Source organism: Hyphomicrobiales bacterium (assembly GCA_016125495.1).
In the GTDB taxonomy this organism is placed as follows: domain Bacteria; phylum Pseudomonadota; class Alphaproteobacteria; order Rhizobiales; family RI-29; genus RI-29.
The window spans coordinates 26,323-44,449 of record WGLQ01000008.1; the positions used below are offsets into that span (position 1 = coordinate 26,323).

At 66.4% G+C, this 18,127-nt stretch carries 16 protein-coding genes; 10 read left to right on the forward strand and 6 right to left on the reverse strand.

Translation table 11 applies throughout. The features are described 5' to 3' along the window. Positions 1 to 112: 112 nt before the first annotated feature. Both GC150_07790 and GC150_07795 read left to right on the forward strand, forming a co-directional pair. Complete coding sequence (locus GC150_07790; GenBank protein MBI1384794.1) at positions 113 to 763, forward strand: ribonuclease T; 651 nt, start codon at positions 113 to 115, stop codon at positions 761 to 763. Positions 764 to 1,109: 346 nt separating this feature from the next. After that, complete coding sequence (locus tag GC150_07795; GenBank protein MBI1384795.1) at positions 1,110 to 1,730, forward strand: hypothetical protein; 621 nt, start codon at positions 1,110 to 1,112, stop codon at positions 1,728 to 1,730. Positions 1,731 to 3,079: 1,349 nt separating this feature from the next. Here the strand turns inward: GC150_07795 and GC150_07800 are convergent. Then, positions 3,080 to 3,913, reverse strand: coding sequence for a hypothetical protein (locus GC150_07800; protein ID MBI1384796.1), 834 nt, complete (start codon positions 3,911 to 3,913; stop codon positions 3,080 to 3,082). Positions 3,914 to 4,080: 167 nt separating this feature from the next. Here GC150_07800 and GC150_07805 point away from each other — a divergent pair, with 167 nt between their 5' ends. From GC150_07805 to GC150_07840, 8 genes are all read left to right on the forward strand, one after another. Next, a complete protein-coding gene (locus GC150_07805; GenBank protein ID MBI1384797.1) occupies positions 4,081 to 4,941 on the forward strand; it encodes a TIGR00266 family protein in 861 nt (286 codons plus the stop codon). A gap of 237 nt (positions 4,942 to 5,178) precedes the next feature. Continuing rightward, positions 5,179 to 6,207 carry a calcium/sodium antiporter gene (locus tag GC150_07810; GenBank protein ID MBI1384798.1) on the forward strand — a complete coding sequence of 343 codons (1,029 nt, stop codon included), beginning with the start codon at positions 5,179 to 5,181 and terminating at the stop codon, positions 6,205 to 6,207. Between the two features lie 11 nt (positions 6,208 to 6,218). After that, a complete protein-coding gene (locus GC150_07815; GenBank protein ID MBI1384799.1) occupies positions 6,219 to 6,998 on the forward strand; it encodes an SDR family oxidoreductase in 780 nt (259 codons plus the stop codon). Between the two features lie 119 nt (positions 6,999 to 7,117). After that, positions 7,118 to 7,531 (forward strand): dihydroneopterin aldolase, encoded by a 414-nt coding sequence (gene folB, locus GC150_07820; GenBank protein ID MBI1384800.1) that lies wholly within the window; start codon positions 7,118 to 7,120, stop codon positions 7,529 to 7,531. A 244-nt stretch (positions 7,532 to 7,775) separates the two neighbouring features. After that, positions 7,776 to 8,288, forward strand: coding sequence for a hypothetical protein (locus GC150_07825; GenBank protein ID MBI1384801.1), 513 nt, complete (start codon positions 7,776 to 7,778; stop codon positions 8,286 to 8,288). A gap of 222 nt (positions 8,289 to 8,510) precedes the next feature. Then, positions 8,511 to 9,596: a hypothetical protein gene (locus GC150_07830; GenBank protein MBI1384802.1), complete on the forward strand. Its 1,086-nt coding sequence runs from the start codon at positions 8,511 to 8,513 to the stop codon at positions 9,594 to 9,596. 157 nt (positions 9,597 to 9,753) lie between these two features. Continuing rightward, positions 9,754 to 11,913 (forward strand): excinuclease ABC subunit UvrC, encoded by a 2,160-nt coding sequence (gene uvrC / locus GC150_07835; GenBank protein ID MBI1384803.1) that lies wholly within the window; start codon positions 9,754 to 9,756, stop codon positions 11,911 to 11,913. 155 nt (positions 11,914 to 12,068) lie between these two features. Continuing rightward, complete coding sequence (locus GC150_07840; GenBank protein MBI1384804.1) at positions 12,069 to 12,452, forward strand: hypothetical protein; 384 nt, start codon at positions 12,069 to 12,071, stop codon at positions 12,450 to 12,452. A 27-nt stretch (positions 12,453 to 12,479) separates the two neighbouring features. Here GC150_07840 and GC150_07845 read toward each other — a convergent pair whose 3' ends face one another. The 5 genes from GC150_07845 to GC150_07865 all read right to left on the reverse strand — a co-directional run bounded on the left by GC150_07845 (position 12,480) and on the right by GC150_07865 (position 18,121). After that, a complete protein-coding gene (locus tag GC150_07845) occupies positions 12,480 to 12,773 on the reverse strand; it encodes a hypothetical protein (GenBank protein MBI1384805.1) in 294 nt (97 codons plus the stop codon). A gap of 84 nt (positions 12,774 to 12,857) precedes the next feature. Beyond that, positions 12,858 to 14,276, reverse strand: coding sequence for a cytochrome P450 (locus tag GC150_07850; protein ID MBI1384806.1), 1,419 nt, complete (start codon positions 14,274 to 14,276; stop codon positions 12,858 to 12,860). After that, the gene (locus tag GC150_07855; GenBank protein MBI1384807.1) at positions 14,273 to 15,073 is read right to left on the reverse strand and encodes a hypothetical protein; all 801 of its coding nucleotides are present in this window, start codon (positions 15,071 to 15,073) and stop codon (positions 14,273 to 14,275) included. Before GC150_07855 ends, GC150_07850 begins: the two co-directional genes overlap by 4 nt. Continuing rightward, complete coding sequence (locus tag GC150_07860; protein MBI1384808.1) at positions 15,070 to 16,176, reverse strand: cyclic nucleotide-binding domain-containing protein; 1,107 nt, start codon at positions 16,174 to 16,176, stop codon at positions 15,070 to 15,072. The genes GC150_07855 and GC150_07860 overlap by 4 nt, the downstream gene beginning before the upstream one ends. Before the next feature lie 118 nt (positions 16,177 to 16,294). After that, positions 16,295 to 18,121 carry a bifunctional isocitrate dehydrogenase kinase/phosphatase gene (locus GC150_07865; protein ID MBI1384809.1) on the reverse strand — a complete coding sequence of 609 codons (1,827 nt, stop codon included), beginning with the start codon at positions 18,119 to 18,121 and terminating at the stop codon, positions 16,295 to 16,297. Positions 18,122 to 18,127: the final 6 nt, after the last annotated feature.

An 18,127-nucleotide genomic window follows, 5' to 3' on the forward strand; every position in this document is an offset into this window, starting at 1 on the left:
GCGTGCCGAAACGATAACTCGAGGATCACGGAGGTCGGCGGGAATGCAGTGGTTGCGAGACGGGTCGACGGGTTCAGCATGCAGCTGGCGGGACGTGGCGCTGGCAGCCCTCATGGCGGTCGTTGCGGCAACGATCGGGACACCGGCCGCGGCCAGGGACGAACAGCCGGGCCGCTTCGACTATCTCACGCTGGCCATCTCCTGGTCGCCGACCTACTGCGCCAGCGACGAGAAAGCCGAGGACGAACCGCAATGCACGGGCGTGCGCCCCTACGCTTTCGTGTTGCATGGCCTCTGGCCGCAGTACGAGAGCGGCTGGCCGGAATTCTGCCGGACCCCGCGCGAGCCATGGGTGCCCAAGCACGTCATCACTGAGATGCTCGACATCATGCCGAGCCCGCGCCTCGTCATCCACCAGTACCGCAAGCACGGAACGTGCAGCGGTCTCGAGGCCGAGCCGTTCTTCAAGGCATCGCGCGCGCTCTTCAAGCGGGTGCGCATTCCGGAGGAATTCGTTCGCCCGGAAAACTACATCCGCACGACGCCCGAGGCGATCGAGAAAGCCTTCATCGAGGCAAACCCCGGCATGAAGGCCGAGCACATCGCCATCGATTGCGGCCGGCGGGCGCAGCTGCGCGAGGTGCGCATCTGCTTCACACCGCGCGGCGCGTTCCGCGAGTGCACGTCCAATGAGGACCAGCGGCGCCTCTGTCGTGCCCGTCAGGTGACGATGCCGCCCGTGCGGGCGCGGCGCGGCGGCTAGCGCGACCGCAAAGACGTCCTTTACGGTCGGCAGCGAGCCACGATGCGTGCCGCCCAACCGACGTGCCGCCCATTTTGTCAGCCGCGCACCAGCGACCGGCGAAGCATATGAAATCCCGACGTTTTTGTTGTGTTCCTGAATTTTCGGGTTGCATGGCGTCCGTTGCGTCGCAAATGAGCAACAGCCGCCACCCCACTCCACCACCAGGCTTGCGGAGTGACTGGCGGCGCTTGCGGCCCGAAACGAATATCCGCAGTCTTATCAACGGGGTGGCAATAACTGGCGGCGGGGAATTGAAATGGGGCGGCTACGTGAACGGCGGGCACTGCAGAGACAGAACCGGGCAATGCGGCCAAAACTCCAGCAGCCGTTGGTGATCGTTCCGCCGATCGACCTTTCGAGGGAGTTCAAACGCGGCGCGCATTCGAAGACCATGCGGTCCAGCAACCATGCCGGTTGGGGGTTCGGCGGTTTCCTGCTCGGCGTCGCGTTCTGGCATCTGGTCGGGTTCTGGTCCTACATGGCGCAGACCATGCCGATCGGAGTTCCGGTGCCGGCCGTCGAGGTCGCCCGCGCGGTCCCGGCCGAAGTGGTCGCCCCGGCCAACGTCGCCGCCGCGCCGACCGCGAGCCTGGCCGTCGTCAGCGAGCGCCGGGGGCCGCGGCCAAACCATCAGGGCGAAGCAACCGTCCGCGCTGGAAAGTCGGCGAGCCTCGAAAGGAAGCCTGCCGACAGGCGTCCCGAACGTCGCGCAAGCGCGACGTCGCAGGTCACACAAACCGTCGCTGACGCTGGCGCCGCGGGTCACCCGCTCGATCGCCTCGCGAGCTGTTCGGAACTGTTGATCGATCGCGAGGCAAAGAGCACGCGTGCGCAGGCTTGTCAGTTGCGGCCGGGCATCGGACCAGATGGCTTCGAGTCCTTCCAGACGGCGCAGAACTTCGAGATGGTCGCGTTCCGGAAATAGCCGCGACGCAAGGCCAGAGCAGCTTGTCCTTGCGAGCCGTCGCGTTGAGCATTGAAGCCGGTTGCGATGGCTCCTTGGCGTTCCTCGACCGAATTCGAGGGTGCCGGCGAGCCGAATGCCCCGTCTCCGACGAAAGCCACCCCTCCTATCCTCCTACACGACGTCCCGGGACGCGAACGACAGCCGGTCGATGGCGGATCGCGGCGGGTCGGTTGACATCGATGATTATCTCACTGAATCCGAACACACTTCTGCTTTTCTGGAGTGCTGCCGATACGCAACAATGCGTGCATTCGATGAGAGAGTTTTTTCGGAAACACCGAAAATTCCAGCAAAATTGGCGCGTTTCGGGACGCCTGGAAACCTCGGATTAAGCACCCTCTGCCAACCTGAACTCAGTTGAAGGCGCACTGGCAGGAGTGACCGAGCATGCTAGGCATATCATTGGATTGGATCTCCGGGTGGTTCCGCAGCGGACCTCGCGCCGGCATGCCGGTCGCAGCGGCGAGTCCTTGCGAGGCCGACGCGCACGCACAGAGTAAGCCCGAAAGACGCGCGCAGGTCGCCCGCCGGGCGCAACTGCTGCGCGAGGGAACGCAGGAGCAGGCGCGCGTCGCCCCCCCTCCGCCGCCGTTCGCCAAGAGCGTGGCACCCGAAGGTGTGATGCGGCGGCTCGACGGTGAGGCCGGCGACAAGGCCATCCGCGTCGCACTGCCCCAGGCATCAGCTCCGGTCCCCATGCCTCCGCCGCCCGTGGTACCGACCACAACAATCCACGCACGCCAACCCCACGCGATCCCGGCCATCGTGCCGGCGCCCTTGGCAGAGGCCGACGCGGCCGCCGTTGCGCGCCCTGCTTTCGGCCCCGTCATCGAGACTGACAAGCCGGCTGGGAAAACGGCCCGCCCACTGAGCGCGCGCCCGCACCTCAACCGTTCGCGGATGCCACTCGTTGCGCCTGGACACGCGCCGCGTCCGACGCAGCGGGCGCACGCCAAGAAGCCGTCACGCCAGCCGAGCGCCCGCGCGGTTCAGGCGCAATGCGTCGGGCTCAAGGCTTCGCAGCGGCCACGCACGATCAACCGGCCGGTTTCCCAGGTCGCCGCAAAACGGAACCCTGGGGCACGCGCCAGACGGCGTTGACCTATCGCGGGACCAGCGAGCAGGTCCGAAACGCACGCCCTCGACAGGGCGAGACAGGATCGGGCCATTGGCCCGACCAGATGGCCGCGAGCCGCCTTCGCCTGGCGCCATGCCCCCACATCAGGCTGCCGGCGGGGAATGGCTCGCGGCCCCGATCTCGGAATGCAGGCGGCCAACGGTGGTCGGGTATTCCAAGCGGCGCTGCCTCACTCGACGGGGCGCAATTCGGCCCGCCGCTCGGCGGCCGTCTTGGTCGTCGTCTTGGCCGGACGGGGTTGACGCGGCAAGCGGTGCGCGCGCCAGTCGGCGGGGGCGAGCCCAATGTGGCCGAGGCCGGGTAACGTGCGCACGTCCTCGAGTTCGGTCGGGTCCTGGCCCCAGGCAGCCGCCATGGCGATCACGTGCGACTCGCAGGGATATCCGGCCTCGCCGGTGCCTGGCTCGCGCTTTCGGCGCGGCGCCCCGCTCGCCTTGAGGCGCCGAAGTTCCAGCACCTTGAGACCGAGCTGGCGTTCCTCGGGGGTGATGGCGCCGCGATTCCAGATGACGCCCTCGTCGCCCCAGGCGAACGCCCTCTGGAGTTCTCCGTCGCCGTAGCGCGCCCAGGCATAGAGCTCGATGAGGGTATAGGTGAAGTAGTATTGGACCTCCCCGAAACGTCGCGCGAGGTCCTCGAGCAATTGCCCGCAACGATCGACGAAGCGGGTGCCGACGGGATGCGGAAGGGCCATGCCGACCACGTAGATGCGTCCACCCACGGCCGGGGAGACGAATACGTAGTCAGGGCTCAGTTCCTCGTCGTATATGCTCCCTATGCCGGTTCGCCAGTTCACCCGCTGCACGTTCTCGAGGCCGAGAGCATCGACGACCTCCTCTGGATCGTCCGCTCGGATCGCCAGCCATGCCGTCTCACAGCCGAAGGCGACCGGCAGGTCCGGTGCGATGTCGTGGTCCGTCAGCATCGCCCGCGTCCACGGGACGGCCGTGGAGACCAGGAAGAAGGCGGCGAGGCCGGCGATGACGACCAGTATGAGGATCACGCAGCGCAGCTCCCTCGTCCGATCAGCAGGGGACCTCGGCCTGTCTAGGTCCACGAATCGCCTCGAGGCAAGCGAGTGGCCGCCTGCAAGCGCCCATTGCACCCCGCCGTCCACCTCTAACCGCTCGATCCGTTCGCCCCAGCCAGCAACCAGACAAGGAGCAAGCAATGGCCATCTTCAGCTCGGTTCCGCAGATGCCCCGCGCCCGCCACGAGAGACGGGAGGGTCGCGCGGACGACATCGACTTCGAGATCAAAGGGGCCGAAATGCAGTTCGTCGAGATCGAACTCGATCCCGGCGAGAGCGCCATCGCGGAGGCCGGCGCCATGATGTTCAAGGACGCCGCGATCTCCATGGACACCATCTTCGGCGACGGCTCGGGCGGCGAGAGGTCGCAAGGCTTCCTCGGCAAGCTGGTCGGCGCCGGCAAACGGGTCATCACGGGCGAAAGCCTCTTCACGACACTGTTCCGGCATGAAGGCCAGGGCAAGGCGCGGGTCGCCTTCGCCGCCCCCTATCCGGGCCACATCATCGCGATCAAGCTCGATGCCGTGAACGGTCGGCTGATCTGCCAGAAGGACAGCTTTCTGGCGGCGGCGCGGGGCGTTTCGCTGGGCATCCACTTCCAGCGCAAGATCATGACCGGGCTCTTCGGCGGGGAAGGCTTCATCATGCAGTCGCTCGAGGGCGACGGCTGGGTATTCGTGCACGCCGGCGGCACGATCGTGGAACGCTCGCTCGATGACGGGGAAGTGCTGCACGTGGATACCGGCTGCCTTGCCGCGATGACCGGCACGGTGGATTTCGACCTCGAGCGGGCCGGTTCGGTCAAATCGATGATCTTCGGCGGCGAGGGCATGTTCTTCGCGCGGCTGACGGGGCCCGGCAAAGTCTGGTTGCAGAGCCTGCCGTTCTCGCGGCTTGCGGGGCGCATGCTCGCGGCAGGCGGGCCCATGGGGCGCAGCGTCGGGGAAGGCTCGGTGCTCGGATCCCTCGGGAACATCCTCGACGGCGACAACAGCATCTAGTCGCCCCCTCCCAGGCGGCCGACGTCAACGAGCCGGCGAACGGTGCATTTCAGCCGCGGCTGTGCGCCGGGCGCAAGTTGCACTGGACTTTCCACGCGTCAGGGTCTTTCAACGGCCGCGGCTTGCCCCCATCTGGCTCTTAGCCGGCACACGCCGAGCGTGTGACCGGCCTCCCGTCTTCATGGCCAAGTCGATATTCAGGTTCCCCTCAGCCGGGTCGGCAGGAAGAGAGCACCTATGTCACTCATGATGTTGATCGCGGGCTTGGCAATCCTCGTGGTCACGGGTGACGCTTTCATTCGAGCGGCGGTCTCGGTCGCGCTTCGGCTCAATGTGCCGATGCTGGTCGTCGGCCTCACGATCGTCGCCTTCGGCACTTCGGCGCCGGAACTCGTCGTCTCGCTCAACGCCGCTCTGACGGGCTCTCCCGGCATCGCGGTCGGCAACATCGTCGGCTCCAACATCGCCAACGTCCTGCTGGTGCTGGGGCTGCCGGCCCTGCTCGCCAAGACGAGCTGCGATCAGCCGTTCATCCGCTCCAACCTCTTTTTCATGCTCGGTGCGAGCCTATTGTTCATCGCCTTCTGCATGTCGGGCACGCTCGAACACTGGCATGGGCTGGTCCTCTTCTTCATGCTCGTCGTGTTCCTCGGCATTCTGGCCTACCGCACGACGGTCCTCGGAGCGCCGGCCGACGTGGTGGAAGAGGCGGCCGAGATCGCCGAGAAGCCGATGTCGAACGGCCTCGTGGCGTTGTTCCTGTTGATCGGTCTCATCGGCATGCCGTTCGGCGCCCATCTGACGGTCCACGGCGCAAGTGCGCTCGCCCGTCAACTCGGGGTCGACGAGGCGACCATCGGGCTCACCATCGTGGCGGTCGGCACGTCGCTTCCCGAGCTGGCAACGACATTGATGGCGGCGCTGCGCAGCCGGGCTGGTCTCGCGCTCGGCAACGTGCTCGGCAGCAACATCTTCAACATTCTCGGCATCATGGGCGTTACGGCGATCGTGACACCAGTTCCGGTGCCGAAAATCATGCTCGAACTCGACCTCTGGATCATGCTCGGTGCGTCCCTGATGCTAGTGCCGTTCATTTTCAACCGCCTCTGCATCACGCGGTTGGCGGGGGTCGCGTTCCTCGGCATCTATGCGACCTATCTGGCGGTGGTCTACGCCCCCGGCCACAGCGTAGGGGCAGCGGAGATCGCCACCAAGCCGACGCCCGCGCCGATGGGTGTCGGCGTCAGTTACCAAGCCAGGCCCTGACCGTGAGCAGCATGCCCAAGAGCCCGCGAGGCGTCGCGCTCGTCACCGGTGCCGCAAGGCGTATCGGGCGCGAAATCGCTCTCGATCTCGCCAGGGAGGGCTGGACGGTGGCGGTGCACCACAATGCCTCGCACGAGGCCGCAATCGAAGTTGTCGAGCGCATCGGCGCGGCGGGTGGAACGGCCGCTGCCTTCGAGGCGGACCTTGCCGAGAGCGAACAAGTGGCGGGGCTGGTGCCGCAGATCGAGCGCACGCTCGGCACCGTCACCTGCCTCGTCAACAACGCCTCGCTCTTCGAGGACGACCGCATCGAGAGCCTCGATGAAGCCTCCTGGACGCGGCACCAGGACATCAACCTCAAGGCGCCGCTGATGCTGGCGAGCGCGCTCGCCCAGGGGCTCACCCTGGCGGGACCGGAGGCCGGGCAGGGCAATGTCGTCAACATCATCGATCAGCGCGTGCTGAAGCCGACGCCGCACTTCTTTTCCTACACCGTCTCCAAGGCCGCGCTCTGGTTCGCCACACGAACGATGGCGCAGGGCCTGGCGCCGCGCGTGCGGGTCAATGCGATCGGCCCCGGCCCGGTGCTGCAAAGCATCCACCAGAGCGCGGAGCAGTTCCGCCGGCAGTGCGAAGCCACCCCTCTCGGCCGCGGTACGACCCCGGTTGAGATTTGTGCAGCGATCCGCTTTCTCCTTGACGCTCCCGCCATGACTGGACAGATGATGGTCCTCGATGGTGGCCAGCATCTGGTCTGGCAGACGCCCGACGTGGTCGGCGTCGATCTCTAGCCGAAGCCCCGGTTGTGCAGCGCGCCCTGCACGCTTCCGGGTGAGCAGCCGGTCAAACGCCCGGCAGGGCCATAGATGGTGGCGCGACCGGCCAAGGTGGGCCCTGGGCAGGATTGAGCATGAACGAGCAATCGCCCGTGCGCCGGCCGTTGATCGCCAACGCGCTCAACAAGACCCGGCACGTCTTCGTCAACGATCTGACACTCGAGATGCTGATCGGTGTCTACGAGCATGAGAAGGTCGAGCGCCAGCCGGTGATCATCTCCCTCGACCTCACGGTGCGCGACACGGGTGGCCCGATCAACGACGAGATCCATGGCGTCGTCTGCTACGAAAAGGTCGTCAACCGGGTGCGCGACATCTGCGCATCGGGCCACGTGAACCTCGTCGAGACGCTGGCTGAGCGAGTCGCCGAGAGCTGCCTCAACGACACGCGCGTCGAAGCGGTCCGAGTGCGCATCGAAAAGCCCAACGCGATCCCCGATTGCCGCTCGGTCGGGATCGAGATCGAGCGGTTGCAGGCTCGGACCTGACGGCATCGCCGACGGGTTGGCGAACCGGGAGAGCACCGGCCGCGCCGCATGGCCGGTCGCAACACGATCGGCGTATGGGCCGTCCACCAACAGCCCCCTCGGCACGACGGCACATTGCTGCCGCAATCGCTTCCCACCTCACACATACCGGACTTGTTCCCCGGCGTTTCGACTCCGGACACCGAGCTGTCGACCGTAGGCGGCCGACAGGGCGCGTCGAGACGTCAACGTTGCGAGGTACCCGATGAAGCGCATTCATGGCCTCATGCGGGTGATCGTCGCGGGTTTCTTGTCTTGCGTTCCCCTCGCGATCGCTCCCGCGATTGCCTCTCCCGCCCGGACGGCGGACGACGGCGAGAATTGCCACAGCATGCTCGTCATCCGCGTCATCGATGGCGACACGGTGCACGGCTATATCGACACGTCGGATCCACTGGTTGCGATCCGCGCCAACCTGCGGCTCGAGCGCGTCGACGCTCCCGAGCGCGGGCGCAGGGCGAGTTGCGAGCAGGAGCGCGAAAGGGGCGAGGCGGCACGGGCGTACGTGGCGCGGCTTCTCGATGGCGCCATCGAGAAACGGAGCCGCAAGCTGGTGCGGGCCTGCGACCTCAGGCGTGACAAGTACGCTTTGCGCCGGGTCGGTCGTCTCGAGGTCAGGCTGGAGAACGGCTGGGTCGACGTCGGCGCCCTGCTCCTCAAGCGCGGCCTCGTGCGCGAGAGCGAGGCGGGCGGGCGGCGCTCGACCTGGTGTGCCTGACGATCGGCCCCCGTCTGAGGCCGGGCCCGCGGCGCACCGCGGCGGGTCCCGCCACAATTGGACGAAAAACGATCCAGAATCGCCCCATTCGGGTCAAACGCTCACCCAACGCTAAGACAATCTTAAGCCTCACATTCGATTGTTCGGGACGTAACCGCGTTTTTGGCATGCCCACCGCCGAAGGCGCTCGGTCCTTCGCGGCGCGTTCGCGTTGCCGCAAGGATGAACCGCGGAAGTGAGGACAACATGTATCGCTTTGTTCTTGGTTTTGGGCTTGCGGCATCGGTGCTGCTCGCCGGCGAGGCGAAGGCGGCCGACAATCCGGCAATCCGACTGTCACCGATGAACCAGGTGCCGGCGTGCGTCACGCCCGACCGGCTGATGGCGTATGTCAAGAAGCGCAACCCCGGCCTGCTACCCGCCTTCCGGGACGTCGCACACTACTACCAGAAGCATGGCGAGGCGGTCGGCGTGCGCTGGGACTATGCCTTCTATCAGATGATCGTCGAGACCAACTGGCTGAAGTACAAGACCGGTAGCGGTCGTCCGAGCGATGTGGCGCCGAGCCAGAACAACTTCGCCGGCCTCGGTGCGACCGGTGGCGGCGTTCCCGGCGAGCGTTTCGCCGACGTCAGCACAGGCGTCCTCGCCCATCTCCAGCACATCAAGATGTACTCGGGTGAGCACATCGAAAATGCGGTCGCCGAACGCACCCGCAAGGTGCAGAGCTGGCTCATCTCGGATTGGGCCAGCAAATTCGACCGTCCGATCACCTATTCGGATCTGACCAAGAAGTGGTCGCCGAGCGATTCCGGCTACGCCAACGACATCAAGTCGATCGCCGAGCGCTATCTGGCCGCTCACTGCCCGGAAGGGCCGAATGCCGGGCGGCGTGAGGAGATCGCCTCGAACAACACCGGCGCGACGGCCGCAGGCTCCACGGGCGCGGCCAAGTCCACGACGACGACAACCGCCTCGACGGCAGGCTCGACCACCAGGACCACCGGCGGCCAGAGCGACAGCCGGCGCAGCACCGGGACGCGCGTCGCCAGCGCATCGGCGGCACCGGTCGGCCCGCTCTGTCGGGTCTGGACGGCTGAGTTCTCTGGCGCTGAACGCGCCGTGCTGATCCGCTCGGCGAGCACCTCTGCGGTCAACTACACCGCTCTCGCCGTGCAGGGCGATCTCGCCGGGCCGCAGACGGATGCGTTCATCCGCCAGCACGCCCAGGGCGGCGAGAAGATCGGCGAATTCCCCGATACGAGCAGCGCGCTGACCAAGGCATTCGAGCTCTGCCCCCAGAGCTGAAGAGCCGTCACCCGGACCATCCGCCAGTCGAACAGCAGGGGCCGCCCTCCAGGGCGGCCCTTTGCTTTCGGCGGACACAGAGGCCGACGGGGAACGAACGCACAGCCCGGTCCGCGCGGTGGTTGCGGCGTCCGCCGGGCCGGCCCATAACCCTCCCATGAACGACAACGGCCGCAACGACGAGACCGCGCCGGAGACCGGCAAGCGGGAAAGCCCGGCAGCACCGGGGGCCAGCGCTCGCGGCGACGGGCCGGAGCCTTTGGGCGCGCCCTCGACGCCGGTTCCGGGCGCCGAGATTCTGGCGGACGCCGCGCCCGCGACAGGCGCAGAGCGAGCCGAAGGGGGCGCGCCAGTGCGCGGTCCCGACGTCATCGCCCGCATCCTCAAGACACTGCCGAACGGACCCGGTGTCTATCGCATGCTCGATGCGGCAGGCGAGGTGATCTACGTCGGCAAGGCCCGCAGCCTCAAGAAGCGCGTGCAGAACTACACCCGCCTCGGTGGACACACGAACCGCATCGCCCGCATGATTCTCGAGACAGTGGCGATGGAGGTGGTGACGACGCGCACCGAGAGCGAGGCGCTTCTGCTCGAGGCCAACCTCATCAAGCGCTTCAGGCCGCGCTTCAACGTGCTGCTGCGGGACGACAAGTCCTTTCCCTACATCCTCATCGCGCGCGATCACGGGGCGCCGCAGATCCTCAAACACCGCGGAGCCCGCAAGCGCGCCGGCGATTATTTCGGTCCCTTCGCCTCGGCGGGCGCCGTCGACCGGACGATCAACACCTTGCAGCGCGCGTTCCTGCTGCGGACCTGCTCGGATGCGGTCTATGAAAGCCGGACGCGGCCATGCCTGCTCTTTCAAATCAAGCGATGCTCGGGACCGTGCACGGGGGAAATCTCGCGCGAGGACTACGACCAACTCGCCAACGAGGCGGTCCGCTTCCTGTCCGGCAAGGGTACGAGTGTGCGCGAGACGCTGAACGACCTCATGACCGCGGCGGCCGAGCGCCTCGAGTTCGAACAGGCCGCGCGATACCGCAATCGCCTCTGGGCACTCGCGCACGTGCAACAGCACCAGGGGATCAATCCGCAGGGCATCGACGAAGCGGACCTTTTCGCCGCGCACCAGGAGGGAGGGCAGACCTGCATCCAGGTCTTTTTCTTCCGGACCGGGCAGAATTGGGGCAACCGCGCCTATTATCCCAAGGCCGATCGGTCGCTTGCGGTCGAGGAGGTGCTCGACGCGTTCATCGCCCAATTCTACGACGACAAGCCGGTGCCGCGATTGGTCCTTCTCAGCCATGACGTAGAGAACCGGGAGTTGCTCGGGGAGGCGCTGTCGCTCAAGGCCGAACGCAAGGTCGAGGTGGCCGCTCCCCAGCGTGGAGGCAAACGCGAGCTGGTCGATCAGGCTCTCGCCAACGCGCGCGAGGCGCTCGGGCGAAGGCTCGCGGAAAGCTCCTCCCAGCGCCGGCTGCTCGAGGGCATAGCGGGCACCTTCGGTCTCGACGACACACCGCGGCGCATCGAGGTCTACGACAACTCCCATACCCAGGGTACCAATGCCGTCGGCGCCATGATCGTGGCCGGGCCCGAGGGGCTCGAAAAGGGGCAGTATCGCAAGTTCAACATCCGCTCCGACGACCTCGCCCCCGGAGACGACTACGCGATGATGCGTGAGGTGCTGACACGGCGATTCAAGCGCCTCCTCAAAGAGCATCCGAATGGCGATCCGCAATGGTTCATCGAGCACGACCGCGCCGAACCGGTCGAGACCGTCGAAGAGGGCGATGGGACGGACGCCGCCGCCGCCGACGAGGTGAACGGCAACGACGATGCGCGCGAGGCGGGCGCCGTCGCCTGGCCGGACCTCGTTCTCGTCGATGGTGGCAAGGGCCAGCTCGCGGCGGCCGAAGGGGTGCTGGCCGACCTCGGCATCGAGGGCGTCAAGGTGGTCGGCATCGCCAAGGGGCCGGAGCGCGACGCGGGACGCGAGCACTTCCACATGTCGGGGCGGCAGGTGTTCATGCTCGAGCCACGCGACCCGGTGCTCTATTTCATCCAGCGCCTGCGCGACGAGGCGCATCGCTTCGCCATCGGCACGCACCGGGCACGGCGGTCCAAGGAGATCGCACGCAATCCGCTGGACGAGATCCCGGGCATCGGGCCGAGCCGCAAACGCGCGCTGATGAAGCATTTCGGCTCGGCAAAGAGCGTGAGCAAGGCCGGGGTGGCCGATCTCCTCGAGGTCGAGGGCATCTCGCAGGCGCTCGCCCAGCAGATCTACGACTTCTTCCACGAGGCCGGGCGCTGAAGTTCTCGCGCGACCCGCCGGTGCTCATGGCAACCACATCCTACATGTTTCGCCAGCAACAGCCGGCGAACAATGTTTGGAGATTGCACAAATGCTCCTGGTCGTTCCAAGGTAACAGCGGGTTCACGCCCAAGTGAAAACCGGAGATATTGCTCATGAACTCCATCCTCGCCAAGTCGGCTCGTCTCGTCGCGTGCGGAGCCTTGCTCGCTGTCATGACCGGCGCGGCCGGCGCAGCCTCTGTCAGTGAGGGCACCGCAACGACCCCCTCCAGCCAGCCGGCCGGGTCGTATCAGGTTGCCTACGCATGCGGCTGGTATGCGATCTCGGTCTGCTCGAAGGGGTACAATTCCGCGCAGAAGGGCGCCAACCGCTATGGCGGCTATGTGATCCACACGAGCCACCCGGATTATCCGAACTTCCGCAACGGCTGGTATTGCGCCGTGGTCGGCCCGACCAGCAAGTCGGCTGCCCAGGGGACCGCTCGCTACATGCGCTCGATCGGTGCGCACACCGCCTACGCCAAGAACGCCTGCTGAACGCCAACCGATCGCTGGCCACTGGCCTCAGAAAACTACGCTCCAGGGATGTTCCCTGGGGCGCGCTTCCGGATGTGCGCGCAGGAAGTGGTGCAGCACGTGCAGCAACTCCCGGCTGTGATGCCGGTCGCCGCGTGACTGCGCCTGGCGGAAATCGTCGATGATCATGTCGCGGACCGCGAGCGTCCCACCGCGCGCCTCGGAGAGGTAGCGCGCGAGTGCGCACGCAACCACCTCGGGCACGTGCTCGTGCTCGGCGATGGCGAGAATCTCGGCCTCCGTCAGGCCGCTCAGCGCGATGCAATCCTCCAATGAGATCATGGGAGCCTCCGGCTTCGACGCCCCCACGCCGTTCTGATCATTCTGTCACGCGGATGTCACATTGTCATCTGCTCTTGACCACACTCAGCGCGCGCGCAGATGCACCCGCATCGGCATCCGGCCGCCCGTGGTCAGGAACATCTGACCCGTCGGGCGCGGCTCGTAGCCCGGCTCGACCTCGAAGCGGGCAGCGCGCACGAAGTTCGCAAGCAGAACCTTCGTTTCGATCATCGTGAAGGCGGCACCGATGCAGATGCGTGGGCCAGCCCCGAAGGGGAGATAGTTGTAGCGTCCCGGAGCGCCAGCGGCATCCGGGGCAAAGCGCCCGGGGTCGAATGCGTCCGGATCGCGCCAGAAACGGCGGTGACGGTGGATGGCGTAGATCGGGACGATGGCGATGGTGCCGGCCGGGATGCGGGTGCCGGCGAGGGTCACGTCCTCGCGCACGTCACGCACGATGATCGGTGCGGTCGGATAAAGGCGCATGGTCTCCTTCAGCACCTGCTCGGTGACGATGAGGGAGGGCAAGTGACGTGCCTCGATCGGGCTCTCGCCGGCGACGCTTTCCACCTCTGCGGCGATGCGCTCGGCCCAGGCGGGGCTGCGGGCGAGAAGATAAAGAGCCCAGGTGAGCGACAGGGCCGTCGTGTCGAAGCCGGCGATGAGGAAGGCGAGGATGTTCTCGACGACCTGCTCGATCGGCATTTGCGTGTCCGTCTCGGGGTCGCGCACACGCACGAGACGGGCGAGGAGGTCATCGGCCGGTTCGTTGTCGGCGAGGCGCTGTAGCACGAGTTCGCGCACAGCCGCTCTGGTGCGCCGCTCGTGGGCACGCATCGCCGTGCCGCCCGGCCTCGGCAACGCATGCGGCAAGCCGAGCATGCAATAGAGCACCCACCAGTTGACACGGCCGAAATAGTCGCCGTGTCCCTGTTCGATGGCCGCCAGCACGTTGTCCGCGCCGCGCGCGAGCATGGTCGCGGAGATGACGGCGAAGGCGGCGCGCATCATGTCGCGGTCGATCGCACGGGAAGCGGGACCGGAACCGGCGGCGGCCCGCCACCCGGCGATGGTGTCGCCTGCCGCCCGGGCCATGACCGGCACGTAACGCAGCAATTCCTCGTGGCGAAAGAGCGGGGCTGCGGCCTGGCGCTGGCGCCGCCATTTCTCCCCTTCGGAGGCGATCATCGCTTCGCCCATCATCGGCCCGAGTACCGCGTTCTGAAGCTTGCCCTTCGGGAAGCGCCCGTCGCGCGACATGAGCAGGGGCTCAACCGCCTCGGGTCCCGTGACGAACGCCATGCGGGGCGGCCCGGGGGCGATGACGACGTCGTCCTCGTAGGCCTGGCGGGGCACGAGGGCGACGTTGTCGGTCAGGGTGCGAACCAGATTGAGAGGAAAACGAAGCGGGTGGGGCGCGGGTTCGACGCGCGGCGGCACGAGGCGCGGGATGGCGCCTTCCGCGTCGATGGCATCGTCGTGCGGGCGCGCACCCATCGTCATTCCTTGCCTCCGTGGTCGCCGACCCGCTCGCGAAGGTGCGACAAGGGGCGCCGCTCGGTGTTCACACGATCGTAAAGCGGCTCATAGTCCGGCCATTCCGTGCCGAACAGGCGGTCGAGCACGCGGGTGCCGAGACCGTAATTGCCCGTGTAACGCGAGTGGTGGAGGGCATGGTAGGTGGTGGTCGTCAGGATGCGGCCGACGTGACGGTTGTAGCCGGTGGCGCGAAACTCGAAGTTGGCGTGGCTGAAGGAGTTGATCACGAGATAGCCGATGTACCAGCCGGCGATGCCGAAGAAGTTCACGTCGACGAAGGCATCGGCGAGCGCGAAGGGCGCCAGCATGCCGAGGTCGAAGATCAGCTTCTCGGAAAAGGAGAACGAAATCGCCGTGAAGGGTGTATTGAGGTGGCTTTTGTGGTGCTCGGCGTGGATCCAGTGCAGGGCCTCGAGATGGAAGGCGCGGTGGGAAAAATAGTGCCAGATCTCGGCCCACAGCGTGATGGCGAGCGCGGTCACGGCGAACGAGGCGAGGGAGGTCGCCTCGAAGAACCCGAGCCAGAGGAAGGCGGCGAGGATGACGGCATGGATCGGAGCGTGGATCGAATTGAGAAGCTCGCGGCGCAGCTGGCGCCCTTTGACGGGGATATCGTAGATCGCACGCGCGCAGATCCGCCAGTTCGAGCGGCGTGCCCAGTACCAGAGCCCGGCCATGAGGTGGCCGAGCACCGCGATGATCGCGAGCATGACCACCTCCGCGGCCGTGAGGTCGAGCGGCGGCAGATCGGGCATCGTCATTCACCTTCACCGGGCGCGGCGCCCGGCTCCTGCGATGCAGCGCGCTGGCGCATCGCCTTCACGTAGAGCTTCAACATGCGCCGCGCGCCCGCTTCCCCGCTCAGGGCTTCACCGTGCTCGACGAGATCGAGGCGCATAGGCACGGACGGACCGTTCTCGCGGTGGAAGAACTCGTTTCCGGAGACCGAAAAGCCGAGGGCGCTATAATAGTCCACCAGCGTCGGCACGCAATCGATGTAGCACTCCTTCATGCCGTGGCGCAGGCCGTACTGCACCTGACCGGCGATGAGCCGCATGGCCGCCGGCCCACCGCGGTGGGACGATGCGACGACGAACTTGGTGCAGATACCCGTCGCGGCGGGATGATGACGCGAGCCGCGCATGCCATAAACTTCCTCGAGCGCCCCGAGTTCTCCCTCGCGCGCGTAGTTGGCGCGCAGCGTGCCGATCACCGCGCCCTGCCGCAGCGCGATGAAGCAGTGACCGAATTCGTCGAGGGGGTCGCGGATGATGCTGTCGCTGTGGTTCGCATAGGGGGAGTTGCGGCACAGCTCGAGGCAATAGACACGGTAGCGAAGGCGTTGCGCCTCGATCAGCATGTCCTGGTTGCGGCATATCCGCACCTCGAGGGCATCCGCCATGCCGCCCGGGGCGATCTTGGCTGTGAGCGTCAGATTGTGACTCGTTCGATCGGCGGCGGTGCGCGCGAGACTGCGCATGAGTTCGGCGGCCAACATGGAATCGACGCGTTCGATCGAGGACAATGTCGCATCGTCGAGCAACAGGGCGGTTACCGGCTCGCCGGCCGTCACCGTGGCATTGGCCGGAGTGCCGTGGAGAAAGCCGATCTCGCCGATCGGCATGCCGGGGCCGACTACGATCGGATCGGCCACGCCTTCGGCCGCGAGATCCACGTGGACCGTGCCGGTGGCGATCAGGACCATATCGCGGTAGTGCTCGCCCCGGCGGCGCAGGATTTCGCCAGCGGCATAGTCCTTCTGCGCGCAATGGCGGGCGAGAGCCTCGAGGAGCGTTGCTGTATGCGCGCCCTTGCCGGCGCCCACACCCGGGGCGCTCAGATGGGCGGCGATCTCGGCTGGCATGGCGGCAACCCGTGTGACGCTCGGTCGATTGCGGTCGCAGGAAGTGTGCCCGCGATGGTGCGCGCCGTCAACGCACGCCCGGCTGGCGGCGGCAGCGCCTGCGCCTCCTTCGGCTTGCTCATTCGACCGGGCGCAACGTCAGATCGTCGATGCGCTCGCCGCGTCGCAGCTGATCCGATCGCGGATAGGTGCGCACCCTCGGCACTCGACCCTCCGCGAGCCAACCCTGCATTTTCACCCACCAGTCGAGCGTCAGGAGTTCGCCGTGGGCATCACGAAAGAGACGCCGAAGCTCGCGGGTCGGCAACCGCAGGTGCGCCTCGAGCTCCTCGGGCAGGAAGATCGTGCCCTCCTCCATGAACCAGTCCGGCACATCCTCCTCGCCCGGCTCGCGATCGACGTCGCTCCTCACCTTGACATCGGTCAGACGGTCGACGGCGTCGTAATCGAAGAGGTAGACGAAGCGCAGCGTGCTGACCCCATAATTGCGCCCGTCGAGGTCGCGGTTGAAGACGTTCATGGCGGCGTTGTTGCGGATGCACTGACCGAGGCGGATGACGACGGTCTCGGCCTCCTGCGGCGTGCAATTCTCGAGGAAGAGAGGAACGGGAACGAGCTTGCGCTGGACGATGAGATGGTCGAGGCGCACCCCCTCGCCTCTGCACTCGACCGAAGAGGGGGCATATTTCAGGAGTTCGTCGAGGACGGTGTCGGAGAGCAGTTCGCGCGGCAGCATGAGGTTCGAGTAGACGATGTTGTCGAGCATGCTGCCGGAGCGGTTGATCTCGTGCACCTGCCGGTATTTGCCGAGCACACTCTCCTTGCCGTCGTAGCGCTCCCATTTGTACTGATCGCTCGGCGTATCCCGAATGACCTTGAGGATGAACGGCAGGCTGTCGTTCGTGAAGGCAATGGCGACGCTGCCTCGCGGGCCCGGGGCGTGCACGAAGGGGCGCCAACTCTGCTCCCTTGCGCCGACGATCTGCTCCATGACGGCCATTTTGCCGACGTGGTTGTAGCCAATCGTCGAATAATGCTGACCGCGGGGGCGCCGCGGCATCAGAGAAAACAAATAGTCGACCAGTTCGTGATACCAGGGGATCGCAACGTGAAAATTGGCGAGCGTGGATGAAAACACGTGACTCAGGGTCGTATCGCGGAGAATGACCGCGTCGACCTCCAGCCCCTCCTTGGGATTGAGCAGGGCGAGTGCCAGCGGCCGGCGCTCGCCGGCAACTTCGACGGCACCGATGATATAAGCCCCACGGTTGCGGTAGAACCCTTCGCTGACGATCTCGAGACGGGTGATTGGGCGATCGGGCGAGATCCCGAGTTCGCCGTTGATGCGCTCGGCAACGAGACGCGCATCATCGCCGAGGTCGCGGAACGGCACGTCGATCCGCGGCATGCGGAGAACCTCCTCGACGAGTTCCGGTGTCATGGCGCCGCCGACCTCGATGACCCTCAGGAAGGCGGCCCGATCGGTCGGCGCCACACGGCGCTGGCGCACGGGCACGCGCCAGAGATGGCGGTGCAGCGCCCGGCGGAGCGATCCGAAGTAGGCGAGAGCGAGATCGGCCTCGTACGTCTCGCTGACGATGCCTCGATATTCCTCTTCGACCCCGACCCACAGTTCCATCGCCTCGTCGCCCTCGGTCAGATCGCCGGGCAGCGCCGAGACGGTCTCGCCGAGAACCTCGGAATAGAGCGAGATCCGTTCCTTGCTCAGTTCGATCGAACGCTTCCAGCGGCGCTCCTCGAAGGCGCGCTTGGCGAGGGCCGGGATCGCCCGGGAACGGCAATAGTACTCTGCGAACGTCGCATGCACGAGGCGGGCGAGGGCGCGGGCACGGGCCTCGGGGTCCGATGCGCGGCGCACGCCGTCCAGTCCCGAGAGGACGATCGCCCGCACTCCCCCCTCGGCCGTGATGCAATCGTCCTTCATGCGCCG

Bases quoted from the DNA above. Each gene is read 5' to 3' on its own strand.
- GC150_07790 (MBI1384794.1), top strand. From the start codon at position 113: ATGGCGGTCGTTGCGGCAACGATCGGGACACCGGCCGCGGCCAGGGAC.
- GC150_07795 (MBI1384795.1), top strand. From the start codon at position 1,110: ATGCGGCCAAAACTCCAGCAGCCGTTGGTGATCGTTCCGCCGATCGAC.
- GC150_07805 (MBI1384797.1), top strand. From the start codon at position 4,081: ATGGCCATCTTCAGCTCGGTTCCGCAGATGCCCCGCGCCCGCCACGAG.
- GC150_07810 (MBI1384798.1), top strand. From the start codon at position 5,179: ATGTCACTCATGATGTTGATCGCGGGCTTGGCAATCCTCGTGGTCACG.
- GC150_07815 (MBI1384799.1), top strand. From the start codon at position 6,219: ATGCCCAAGAGCCCGCGAGGCGTCGCGCTCGTCACCGGTGCCGCAAGG.
- folB (MBI1384800.1), top strand. From the start codon at position 7,118: ATGAACGAGCAATCGCCCGTGCGCCGGCCGTTGATCGCCAACGCGCTC.
- GC150_07825 (MBI1384801.1), top strand. From the start codon at position 7,776: ATGAAGCGCATTCATGGCCTCATGCGGGTGATCGTCGCGGGTTTCTTG.
- GC150_07830 (MBI1384802.1), top strand. From the start codon at position 8,511: ATGAACCGCGGAAGTGAGGACAACATGTATCGCTTTGTTCTTGGTTTT.
- uvrC (MBI1384803.1), top strand. From the start codon at position 9,754: ATGAACGACAACGGCCGCAACGACGAGACCGCGCCGGAGACCGGCAAG.
- GC150_07840 (MBI1384804.1), top strand. From the start codon at position 12,069: ATGAACTCCATCCTCGCCAAGTCGGCTCGTCTCGTCGCGTGCGGAGCC.
- GC150_07845 (MBI1384805.1), bottom strand. From the start codon at position 12,773: ATGATCTCATTGGAGGATTGCATCGCGCTGAGCGGCCTGACGGAGGCC.
- GC150_07850 (MBI1384806.1), bottom strand. From the start codon at position 14,276: ATGACGATGGGTGCGCGCCCGCACGACGATGCCATCGACGCGGAAGGC.
- GC150_07855 (MBI1384807.1), bottom strand. From the start codon at position 15,073: ATGACGATGCCCGATCTGCCGCCGCTCGACCTCACGGCCGCGGAGGTG.
- GC150_07860 (MBI1384808.1), bottom strand. From the start codon at position 16,176: ATGCCAGCCGAGATCGCCGCCCATCTGAGCGCCCCGGGTGTGGGCGCC.
- GC150_07865 (MBI1384809.1), bottom strand. From the start codon at position 18,121: ATGAAGGACGATTGCATCACGGCCGAGGGGGGAGTGCGGGCGATCGTC.